General features: G+C 67.7%; 12 protein-coding genes. 10 read left to right on the top strand and 2 right to left on the bottom strand.

Features of this window, described 5'->3' with window-relative positions; all coding sequences use genetic code 11:
- Positions 1–632 (bottom strand): alpha/beta hydrolase (locus QOC69_RS06240; RefSeq protein WP_526437443.1); only part of this gene is annotated, 632 nt, incomplete at its 3' end.
- Between the two features lie 258 nt (positions 633–890).
- Here QOC69_RS06240 and QOC69_RS06245 point away from each other — a divergent pair.
- The 10 genes from QOC69_RS06245 (at position 891) to QOC69_RS06290 (ending at position 10,480) form a co-directional block, all read left to right on the top strand.
- The gene (locus tag QOC69_RS06245) at positions 891–1,457 is read left to right on the top strand and encodes a TetR/AcrR family transcriptional regulator (RefSeq protein WP_526437445.1); all 567 of its coding nucleotides are present in this window, start codon (positions 891–893) and stop codon (positions 1,455–1,457) included.
- A 40-nt stretch (positions 1,458–1,497) separates the two neighbouring features.
- The gene (locus tag QOC69_RS06250) at positions 1,498–2,661 is read left to right on the top strand and encodes an acyl-CoA dehydrogenase family protein (protein ID WP_526437447.1); all 1,164 of its coding nucleotides are present in this window, start codon (positions 1,498–1,500) and stop codon (positions 2,659–2,661) included.
- 99 nt (positions 2,662–2,760) lie between these two features.
- Complete coding sequence (locus QOC69_RS06255) at positions 2,761–3,864, top strand: homogentisate 1,2-dioxygenase (RefSeq protein WP_526437449.1); 1,104 nt, start codon at positions 2,761–2,763, stop codon at positions 3,862–3,864.
- A 31-nt stretch (positions 3,865–3,895) separates the two neighbouring features.
- Positions 3,896–5,131 carry an alpha/beta hydrolase family protein gene (locus tag QOC69_RS06260; RefSeq protein ID WP_526437451.1) on the top strand — a complete coding sequence of 412 codons (1,236 nt, stop codon included), beginning with the start codon at positions 3,896–3,898 and terminating at the stop codon, positions 5,129–5,131.
- Positions 5,128–6,339, top strand: a complete 1,212-nt coding sequence (locus tag QOC69_RS06265; protein WP_526437453.1) for a CaiB/BaiF CoA transferase family protein — start codon at positions 5,128–5,130, stop codon at positions 6,337–6,339. Before QOC69_RS06260 ends, QOC69_RS06265 begins: the two co-directional genes overlap by 4 nt.
- The gene (locus QOC69_RS06270) at positions 6,336–7,250 is read left to right on the top strand and encodes a hydroxymethylglutaryl-CoA lyase (protein WP_526437455.1); all 915 of its coding nucleotides are present in this window, start codon (positions 6,336–6,338) and stop codon (positions 7,248–7,250) included. The genes QOC69_RS06265 and QOC69_RS06270 overlap by 4 nt, the downstream gene beginning before the upstream one ends.
- Before the next feature lie 8 nt (positions 7,251–7,258).
- A complete protein-coding gene (locus QOC69_RS06275; RefSeq protein WP_526437457.1) occupies positions 7,259–7,876 on the top strand; it encodes a TetR/AcrR family transcriptional regulator in 618 nt (205 codons plus the stop codon).
- Between the two features lie 32 nt (positions 7,877–7,908).
- Positions 7,909–9,183 carry an acyl-CoA dehydrogenase family protein gene (locus QOC69_RS06280; RefSeq protein ID WP_526437459.1) on the top strand — a complete coding sequence of 425 codons (1,275 nt, stop codon included), beginning with the start codon at positions 7,909–7,911 and terminating at the stop codon, positions 9,181–9,183.
- Positions 9,180–10,145 (top strand): phosphotransferase family protein, encoded by a 966-nt coding sequence (locus QOC69_RS06285; RefSeq protein ID WP_526437460.1) that lies wholly within the window; start codon positions 9,180–9,182, stop codon positions 10,143–10,145. Before QOC69_RS06280 ends, QOC69_RS06285 begins: the two co-directional genes overlap by 4 nt.
- Positions 10,142–10,480 carry a DUF6285 domain-containing protein gene (locus tag QOC69_RS06290; RefSeq protein ID WP_526437462.1) on the top strand — a complete coding sequence of 113 codons (339 nt, stop codon included), beginning with the start codon at positions 10,142–10,144 and terminating at the stop codon, positions 10,478–10,480. Before QOC69_RS06285 ends, QOC69_RS06290 begins: the two co-directional genes overlap by 4 nt.
- Positions 10,481–10,484: 4 nt before the next feature.
- On the opposite strand, the gene QOC69_RS06295 is transcribed toward QOC69_RS06290, so the two are convergent.
- The coding region (locus QOC69_RS06295) for an SAM-dependent methyltransferase (protein WP_526437464.1) at positions 10,485–11,098 on the bottom strand (614 nt) is incomplete at its 5' end.

The following is an 11,098-nucleotide window of genomic DNA, read 5'->3' on the forward strand; positions in this document are numbered from 1 at the left end:
GCGTCACCCATCGACACGTTGATCAGGAAGGGCCACGAACCCTCGGACGGGTTCAGGAAGCCCGACAGCGAGGCGGCGTAGATGAACTGCTGCGGGTGGTAGACCGACAGGATCATCGACGCCGAACCGGCCATCGACAGCCCGACCGCGGCGCTACCGGTCGCCTTCACCTGCTTCTCCGACGCGAGATAGCCGGGTAGTTCCGAAGTGAGGAACGTCTCCCACTTGTAGGTCAGGGGCGGGCCCGCCTTGTTGCGCGCAGGCGAGTACCAGTCGGCGTAGAAGCTGGACTGTCCGCCGACCGGCATGACGACCGAAAGGCCTGAGTCGAGGTACCACTCGAACGCGGGGGTCTCGATGTCCCAGCCGCTGAAGTCGTCCCTGGCGCGGAGGCCGTCGAGCAGGTACACCGCAGGCGAGCCTGCGCCTCCGCTCTGGAACTGCACCTTGATGTCGACGCCCATCGACGGCGACGGCACCATCAGATACTCGACTGGCAGACCGGGGCGTGAGAACGCCCCCGCGCTAGCGCCGCCACCAGCCAGGCCGATCATGCCGGGTAGCAGGAGCGCCGCCATGGTTGCACCAAAGAATCGGCGCGCCCAACGGCCACGAATTCTGTCAACGAACATCTATGAATTCCATTCAGTTTGCGGTTACCGCGTTACTCGTTTCATACCCACGGTCAGATGACCGCCCGAGCGGCCGAACGGTGTCATACCCACGGCCGCGCCTGCCCAACCTTGGACAGACCAGAGAGTTTAGTTGTAGGTGGCAGTAAAACATGAGGCCAGGTACCCCGACAAACCCTCGGCAGGGGTTCGTGGCCCCAATGGAACGGTGACGGCACCGTCAGCCGAGGAGACCGCGACGGCCGTAGGCTGCCGCTCATGGCGAGTACGCGCGGCTCCGCCGGCAACAGATTGTCGGTGGATGACTGGATCCACGCCGGTTACGCGATCCTGGCCGCGGAAGGCATGAAGGCGCTGAAGATCGACCGGTTGTGCGACCAGCTCGGCGTCACCAAGGGCAGCTTCTATTGGCACTTCGATGGCATGCCCAGCTATCGCACAGCACTCATCCAGGCTTGGGGGGAACTGCGCGACGAGGACCGTCGCCACATCGACGAGATGGGCGATGTTCCCCCGCGGGAACGTCTGTCGAAGATGATGACCTCGCTGGTCAGCCCGCGGCACTGGACGCTGGAGCGCGCGATGCGCGAATGGGCCCGCTCCGACGGGTCGGTGGCCGCCAGCGTCCGGGCGGCCGACCGCAGGCTGCTGCGGGCGGTGCAACAGGTGTTCCTGGACTACGGGTTCGACCCCGAGGAAGCCGACCTGCGCGCCGGTGCCACCTTCGCAGCGGGAATCGGCTTCCTTCATCTCTCCGGCGCCACGCCGGGTGACTGGGACGCCATCCGCGCCGAACGGTTCCTCGAGCTCATGCTCGCAAGGTAATCGAGCTTTCCATACTAAAAGGTATGGTAAGTTCCGGCGCATGCCGGTGACCGATGTGACGTACGGAATAACGGACGAGTTCGTCGACCGACTGGCGCAGCGCGCACGGGCGGCCGAGAACCTCCGGCGCCTGCCCGATGCGACGGTCGCCGACCTGGCCGCATCGGGCTTCACCGACCTGTTGGTCCCCGAGCGCTACGGCGGCAGGCAGACCGCGTTCCCCGCGATCCTCGACCCGGTACGACGAATGGCGGCAGGCTGCGCCTCCAGCGCGTGGACCATCGGTTTCTATGCGTTGCACAACTGGATGCTGGCGCTGTTCGGCGAACGCGCCCAGGAGGAGGCTTTCGCGACGCGGCCGTTCCTGGCATCCGCACCGCTCGCCCCCACCGGCCGGGGTGTGCCCGTCGACGGCGGGATCAGGCTCAACGGCCGCTGGTCGTGGGCTACGGGCGTGATGGACGGCAACTGGGTCATCGTCGGTGCGTTGTGCGGCTCAGACGACGGCATGTACCCCGCCCTGGCCCTGCTGCCCTCGACCGACGCCACCATCGTGGACGTCTGGCACACCGACGGCATGCGGGCCACCGGATCCAACGACGTGGTGATCACCGACGCATTCGTCCCGGAGTACCGCCTGGTGCGCGTCACCGACATCTACGGCGGCACCGCGCCCGGTGCCACGCTGCATGACGGCGCCACCTACCGCTGGCCGATGGTGCCCGCACTGGCCCTGCTGGCGGCCATGCCGGCACTCGGCAGCGCCGAGCGCGTGACGGATCTGTACGCCGAACGACTCGCACAGCGGGTGCTGGCCTACGAAGGCCTCACGCAGAAGGACAAGCCCATCGCCCAAGCCCACCTGGGCCAGGCCCGGGTGCGGCTACGCGCCCTGCGAGGACTGCTGGCCGACACGGTGGGTGAGATCGAGGCCATCCTCGCACCGGGCGACTCCGTGCCCCGCCCGGTGCGGGGCGAGGCCCGCCTGGCCGCGGCGCACATCGTGCACGAATCGCGGGCCGTCATCGCGGCGCTGTCGGAGGCGTCCGGCGCGAGTGCGCACTTCGTGGACAACCCGTTGCAACGGTTCAAGCGCGACGTCGACGTCATCTCGGGCCACGTCGTGTTCGACTACGACACCAGCCGGGAACTGGCGGGAGCGTTGACACTGGGCATGAAGATCCCGCGCACGGCGATGGTGTGATGCGTCGTGATGCGGCATTGACCCGCCCGCCGCTCGGACCCTAAAGTAAAACTGACTTCATCTTTATCTTTGTTCCGACGACGAGATGGAACCGCGCCCATGGAATCGTTCATCCACCTGCGCAAGGGCAAGACGCCGCGGCGGCTGCACGCCGACCTCGACGGCCTCAAGGACGACGAGCTCGGCCGGGGTGGATTCACCGGCCGCACCGCGAACATGTACCGGCGCAACGACCCCACCGCCTACCGGGCGAGTGGTCCCCTGCGTCCCATCGACGTGCTGTCCAGTGAGCTCAAGCCCGGCGACGCCTCCGACGCGTGCGGCGGCCCGCTGCTGATGTTCTCCAACGCCGACTGCGAAGTGCTGCTGTCGCGGCGCAGCGAGCCGATGCCATTCTTCGTCCGCTACGTCGACGGCGATCTGTTGTCGTTCGTGCACCAGGGTGCGGGGCTCTTGGAGACCGAGTTCGGCCCGCTGCGCTACCGCGAGGGCGACTGGGTGTACATCCCGAAGGCGTGCACGTGGCGGCAGGTTCCGGATCAGGAATCCACGTGGTTGATGATCCAGGCCACCGACGAGTTCCGGGTACCGCCGCCGGCACAGCTGGGTAGGCACTTCCCGTTCGACCCGTCGCAGATCGAAGTCCCCGAGCCGGAACCGATCGACGACGACGGGCGTGACGAGTACGAGGTGCGGCTGATGCACTCACCAATCGATGGGGCCGGCACGACTTCTCTTCATTACCAACACAATCCGCTCGACGTCGAAGGCTGGCGCGGCGACAACTTCCCGTTCACGTTCAACATCGCCGACTACAACGTGGTGACCTCCGACAGCGTCCACCTGCCACCGACGGTGCACCTCTTCATGCAGGCCACCGGCGTGTACGTGATGAACTTCCTGCCCAAGCGGGCCGAGGCAGTGGCGGGCACCGAACGCACGCCGTGGTACCACCGCAACGTCGACTACGACGAGATCGCGTTCTTCCACAGCGGGTCGTTGTACGGCATCCCGATGCCACCCGGCCTGGTCTCGCATGCGCCGCAAGGGGTTCACCACGGGGCGCCGGAGAAGGCGCGGGAACGGGCCCGGCGCAAGTTCGACGAGTACGACAAGGTCGACTGGTCGGTGATCGCCATCGACACCAGGCGTCGACTCGTCCCGTCCGCCGAGGTTCTCGCCAACGACCTGGGGCAGCATTGATGAGCGCTTGCGCGAAGAAACGAGAGCACTGATGACACAGACTACCGAGGCCCCGGTCAAGCACGACTACGAACGCATCCCGTATCTGGTTGCCTACCAGAACACTTCGAGCGTGCGCGACGTGTACGGCGGTGTCGCCGAGCTGGTCGTGCTCGAGAGCTATCTGCTGAAGCCGAAGGCCCCGGAGCCATCGGCCGCCGGAGCCGCCCCGGCGGCGACATCAAATACCGTGCTGGTGTTCATGCACCCGATCGGCGGCGGCGCCTACCTGCCGATGATCAATGCCCTCGCGCGGGCCGGCCACCACGTCATCTACTGCAACAGCCGGTTCCGCGGCACCGATTCGGCGCTGCTCATGGAGAAGGTCGTTGAGGACCTGGGCGAGTGCATCAAGGACGCCAAGAACCGGCTTGGCTACGAAAAGGTCGTGCTTGCCGGCTGGAGCGGTGGCGGCTCGCTTTCGGTGTTCTATCAACAGCAGGCGCAGCACCCCACGGTCACCGCCAGCCCGTCCGGCGACGGGCCCGACCTGACCAAGCTCGGGCTGATCCCCGCCGACGGCATCATGCTGCTGGCCGCCCACATCAGCCGCCACGGCACCATGACCGAATGGCTGGACGCCTCCATCCTCGACGAGTCCGACCCAGGCAAGCGCGACGCCGAACTGGACCTCTACGACCCGGACAACCCGAACCAGCCGCCATACAGCCAGGAGTTCCTGACGCGTTACCGGCAGGCCCAGGTCGACCGCAACCGGCGAATCACCAGGTGGGTCAAGGATAAGCTCGCCGAAATAAGAGCGAGCGGACGTCCCGGCGCGGAATTCGAAGAGTTCGGGTTCGTCGTGCACGGCACCATGGCCGACCCGCGCTGGCTGGACCCGACCGTCGATCCGAACGATCGCGCCCCGGGAACCTGTTACCTGGGTGATCCTGCTGTAGTGAACAACAGTCCCGTCGGCTTGGCCCGGTTCTGCACGCTGCGCAGCTGGCTGTCCCAGTGGAGCTACGACGACGCCAATGGCGACGCCGTGGCCTGTGGGCCGGACATCGCGGTGCCCGCGCTGGTGATCGGCAACCTCGCCGACGACGCGTGCACCCCGAGCCACACCCGCAGGCTGTTCGAGGCCATCGGGCATCCCGACAAGGAGATGCACGAGATCCCCGGGGCCAACCACTACTACTCAGGACCCGACCAACGGGCCACGTTGCGCCAGGCCGTCGGCGTGTGCGCGGAATGGCTGCAGCGCCACGGGTTTTCACAATGACTGAGCCCTGCCCGGGACCGCTCTCCGGCATCCGCGTCATCGAGGTCGGCACGCTGATCTCGGGGCCGTTCGCAGGACGGCTGCTCGGCGACATGGGCGCCGAGGTCATCAAGATCGAGCCACCCGGCTCCCCCGACCCACTGCGTACCTGGGGGCAGGCCGAACTCGACGGACACTACTTCTTCTGGACCGTGCACGCCCGCAACAAGAAGGCCGTCACACTGAACCTGCGGATGGAAACTGGCCGTGCCCTATTTCTAGACCTGGTCGAGCGATCCGACATCATCGTCGAGAACTTCCGGCCCGGCACCCTGGAGAAATGGAACCTGGGTTACGACGTGCTGCGCGAACGCAATCGCGGCATCGTGCTCGTCCGGGTGTCCGGCTACGGTCAGACCGGTCCGGAGGCCCACAAGGCCGGCTACGCGTCGGTGGCCGAGGCCGCCAGCGGACTGCGACACATGAACGGCTTTCCCGGCGGGCCTCCCCCGCGGCTGGCACTGTCGCTCGGCGACAGTCTGGCAGGCATGTTCGCCGCGCAGGGCGCGCTGGCCGCGCTGTACCGGCGGACGGTGACCGGCGAGGGTCAGATCGTCGACGCCGCGCTGACCGAAGCGTGTCTCGCCGTGCAGGAATCCACCATCCCGGACTACGACGTCGGCGGCGTCGTGCGCGGACCGTCGGGCACCCGCCTGGAGGGCATCGCCCCGTCCAACATCTACCCGACCGCCGACGGTAGCTGGGTGGTGATCGCCGCCAATCAGGACACCGTGTTCCGCAGGCTGTGCGGCGCGATGGGCCAGCCCGAGCTGGCCACCGACGACCGGTTCGTCAATCACGTTGCGCGCGGCCGCAATCAGGACGAGATCGACAAGATCATCGCCGCCTGGGCCGCCGAGCGGCAGCCCGCCGACATCATCTCGACGCTGAGCGAGGCGGGCGTCATCAGCGGGCCCATCAACACCGTCGCCGAGGTCGTCACCGATCCCCAACTGGTGGCCCGTGGCATGATCGCCGACCACTGGGACGAACGCATCGGGCGCAACGTGAAGGGGCCGGGCGTCGTCCCCGTGCTATCGGAGACACCCGGCACCATCCGCAACGCAGGCTCGGTCGAACCCGGCCAGCACAACGACGAGGTGTACGGCGAGCTGTTGGGCAGGTCGGCCGACGAGCTCGAGACGCTACGGAAGGAGGGCGTGCTGTGACGACACTTCCGAGCCACGTGACGATCCGCGAGGTCAGTCTGCGCGACGGGCTTCAGATCGAGGCACCGATTCCGTTGTCCGCCAAGCTGGAACTGCTCGATGCGGTGCTGGCGACCGGTGTCCGAGAGATCGAGGCCACCGCGTTCGTGTCGCCGTCGAAGGTGCCTGCGCTGGCCGACGCGGCGGCCCTTGCCGCCGAACTGCCGCGCCTGCGCCAGACCCAAGGCGTCGAGTTCTCCGCCCTGGTCGCAGGCCCTGGCGGAGCGGGCCGGGCCATTGCCGCGGGCATGAGATCGATCGAGTACGTGGTGTCGGCCGCCGACGGGCACAGCCAGGCCAATGTGGGGCGATCGACCGCGGAGTCCACTGATCTGATCGCCGACATCGCGCGTATCGCGCACGAGAACGGCGCGACCATCGAGGTGATCATCGCGACGGCCTGGGACTGCCCGTTCGACGGAGCGACCGATCCCCGGCGCGTGCTCGAGATCGCCTCGGCCGCCGTCGAAATCGGCGCCGACCGGGTGGCGATCGCCGACACCATCGGCACCACCACGCCTCGGCGGGTGACCGCCCTGATCGAGCTCCTGCGACCGGTGATCGGCGAGCTGCCACTCGGCGCGCACTTCCACAACACCCGTGGCGCCGGGCTGGCCAGTGCATACGCCGCCGTCACCGCGGGGGTGATGCGGCTCGACGCGTCGGTCGGCGGTCTGGGCGGCTGTCCGTTCGCCCCTGGCGCCAGCGGCAACATCGCCACAGAGGATCTGGTGTACATGTTGCGCGACAGCGACATCGGCGTCGACGTCGACCTGCAGGCGGCGATCCACGCGGCGGATGTCGCCCGCAAGGCCGTCGGCCACGACCTGCCCAGCGCCCTGTTGCGCGCCGGCGATCGCATCCTGAGCTGAGCACGACGGTGCCTCGGGAGACGTTCACCGCGAAGGGCCACCAGACCCGCAATGCCATCGAGCGCGCCGCGCGGAAGCTGTTCGCCGAGCGCGGTTTCCACGGCACAACGCTTGCCGACATCACCTCCGCCGCGGGCAGGTCCCCTGCAGCCTTCTACCGCTATTACACCGACAAGGAAGACCTGCTCGCGGTCCTGGCCGAGTCGTTCCTGCGCGACGTCGTCGCACCCGCCGGCCAGCAGATCCACCTACCCGAGTCCCCTGACGACACGGAGTTCTTCATCTCCGCGGTGACCGGCTACTGGAACATGTTCAAGCAGAACATCGGGATCATGGTCGCCGTCGACCAGCTCGCCGCCGTCGAGCAACGATTCGCCGCCGTGCAGAACGAGTTTCGCCGGTTCGGCATCGACGTCGTGCGGGCTTCGGTGCTGCGCGCTCAGGAGCACGGTTACGCAAACGACGTCGACCCAGAGCACACCGCGCTGGCCATCTCCCTGCTCTTCGAGCGGTTCACCGCCGTCTACCTTCGGCCCGACACCGCCCTTCTCGGGGTAGCCACCACCGACGAGAATGCGGTGCGGACGCTGTCGACGATCTGGAAGAAGACTCTGTACGGCTTCTGAAAGCACCACGGACACCAAGGAAGGGAATCAAAGTGGATTTCGCCCTGCCGGATCATCTTCCGGGCCTGCTCGCCGAGATGGACGCCTTCATCGAGGCGGAGATCAAGCCGCTGGAAGCCGAGAACATGCAGTACTTCGACAAGCGGCGCGAGTACGCCCGCACGGACTGGGAGCACGACGGCATTCCGCATCGGGCGTGGGAGGATCTGCTCGACGAGATGCGCCGCCGAGCCGATGCGGCGGGCTGGCTGCGCTACGGCCTGCCGTCGCGTTTCGGTGGACGCGACGGCACCAACCTGGACATGGCCGTCATCCGGGAACATCTGGCGCACAAGGGCCTTGGCCTGCACAACGACCTGCAGGACGAGTCGTCGATCGTGGGCAACTTTCCGCAGGTCATCATGATGGACCGGTTCGGCACCGACATCCAGAAGAAGGAGTGGGGCGAGGCACTGCTGACCGGCGAGCGCTCGATGGCCTTCGGGCTCTCCGAGCCCGGCCACGGGTCCGATGCGACCTGGCTCGAGACCACCGCAGTGGCCGACGGCGACGGCTGGCTGATCAACGGGACGAAACGGTGGAACACCGGCGTGCACCGCGCCAGTCATGACCTGGTCTTCGCCCGCACGTCCGGCGAAGCGGGGCAGGCGCGTGGCATCACGGCGTTCCTGGTGCCGACCGACGCACCGGGCTTCACGGTGCCCTTCTACTGGTGGACGTTCAACATGCCCACCGACCACGGCGAAGTGGAGCTCAAGGACGTCCGGGTACCCGCCGACGCAATACTCGGCGACGTGGACCACGGCCTCGAGGTGGGCCAGACCTTCCTGCACGAGAACAGGATTCGCCAGGCCGCCAGCAGTCTTGGCGCCGCGCAGTACTGCATCGATCGGGCAACGGCGTACGCGAGCGAGCGGGTGGTGTTCGGCAAGCCGCTTTCGGTGAATCAGGCCGTGCAGTGGCCACTGGTGGAACTGCAGACCGAGGCGCAGATGGTCCGCCTGCTGGTCTACTACGCGGCCTGGCACCTGGACCGCAACCACCACATGGAGGTCAGCGACAAGGTGTCGATGGCCAACTACCGTGCCAACCGGCTGGTGTGCGAGGCCGCCGACCGCGCCATGCAGGTGCACGGCGGTCTGGGCTACAGCCGCCACGAGCCGTTCGAGCACATCTACCGCCATCACCGCCGCTACCGGATCACCGAGGGCGCCGAGGAGATCCAGATCCGGCGGGTGGCCCAGCGGATGTTCAAGTTCACCTCGCGCCGCGATGAGCGCTCGCGCGAAGAGCCGAAGACTCCGTGACCCCAGAGGAGCTCGCACCCGCCCTGGCGGCCGTGCTGGCCCCGTCGCTCGGCGACGTGCGGGTGCACAACCTGCGCGTACTCACCGGCGGGGCGAGCCGCGCGACCTGGGCGTTCGACGCCGGATCCAGATCGCTCATCCTGCGCATCGGGCCACCCGATGAGATCCACGCGGGCATGGAACTCGAAGCGGCAGCGCTGACCCGGGCAGCCGCCACGGGTGCCCCGGTGCCGCACGTCCTGGTCGCCGACGACTCAGACGCCGCACTGGGCAATCCGTACCTCGTCTGCGACTTCATCGGCGGCGAGACCATCGTGCGCCGCGTTCAGCGGGCACTCGACGACACCTCCCGCGCCAGCCTGCTGATCCAGTGCGCGGACGCGATCGCCGCGATCCACCGGGCCGACCCGTCCGGCATCGGCCTGACGGCGTCAGAGCCGCTCGCCGAGTGGCACGCCCAACTCGACGAGATGGGTGACACCACGGCCACGTTCGAGTGGGCCTTTCGCTGGCTCGCTGCCAACCGACCGCCCCCGTCACCGAACGTGTTGGTGCACGGTGACTTCCGGATGGGCAACCTCATCATCGACACCGACGCCTCCCCGGCCCGGCTGGCCGCAGTACTCGACTGGGAGCTGACCCACGCCGGCGAGGTCTACGAGGATCTGGCGTGGTTCTGCATCAGGGCATGGCGGTTCGGGGCGCCACGCGCGCTGGGCGCAGGTGGGCTGGGAAGCATCGAGGACTTCCTGCGCGCCTACGAGGAGGCCTCCGGCACCGCGCTGGACCGGACCGCGATGCACTGGTGGCTGATCCTGTCCACCCTGCGCTGGGGCGTCATCTGCCGCTACCAGGCACACCGTCACCTGTCCGGTCAGACGCGATCGGTCGAACTCGCCGCGATCGGACGGCGGGTCAGCGAGACCGAGTTCGACCTGCTCAACCTGATGGAGGCGTCGTGACGGGCCTGCACAACCGACCCACCGCGGCCGAACTGGTGGCCGCCGTCGCCGAATTCCTCGAGACCGACGTCCGCGAGGGCACCGGCGGCGCGGTCAACTTCCACGCCCTGGTGGCCGCCAACGTGCTGCGCACCGTGGAACGCGAACTACTCGACGACACCGCGGACCAACCGCGCGCTGCGCTGGACGCCCTGGGTTTCGCCGACGAACGGGAACTGTCGGCTGCGATCACGCGCGGCGACCTCGACGACCGCGGTTCCGAAGTTCTGCCGTGTCTGCGGACGCTCGTACTCCACCGGCTCTCCGTCGCGCACCCCGGTTACGAGCATGAATAGGCGCTCACCGGCGCCGGGCCCGCGCCAACCAGGCGGGCTCGTCCACCCTAGTGCCCACCGCGAGGCCCAGCGCGACGGCGTGCGGCTCCCCGACCACACCCTGGTAGGTCGTGGTGTCGAGTGCCTCGAGCTCCCAGCCGTCGGCGAACGCGGCGCGGATCTGCGCCTCGCTGACCTGGGGACCGAAACCACGGCCGGCGTCGGACAGGGCGAGCACGTGTACCGACCCGCCAGGCCGGAGCGCGGTGTGCAGGCTCGCGACGTAGCGCGCCCGGTCGGCGTCGCCGAAGATGTGGAACAGCGCACTGTCGACGATCGTGTCGTAGGCCGGTTCGGCACCCAGATTCATCGCGTCGGCGACCTCGAAGCGCGCGTCGACCCCCTTGGCCGCGGCGTTCGAGCGGGCCTGCTCGACCGCACTCGGCGCGTAGTCGATGCCAAGCACGTCATAGCCAAGACGCGTCAACAAGATCGTGTGCTCACCAAGCCCGCAGCCGGCATCGAGCATCCTCCCTCGCAACACCCCGGTTTGCTCGAGTCCGACGATCGCGCGCTGCGGCGCACCGATCACCCAAGGCGCAGTGCGGTTTTCGTAGGCTTCGTTGAATCGTTCCCTGG

The organism is Mycobacterium sp., assembly GCF_032162105.1.
GTDB lineage: Bacteria > Actinomycetota > Actinomycetes > Mycobacteriales > Mycobacteriaceae > Mycobacterium.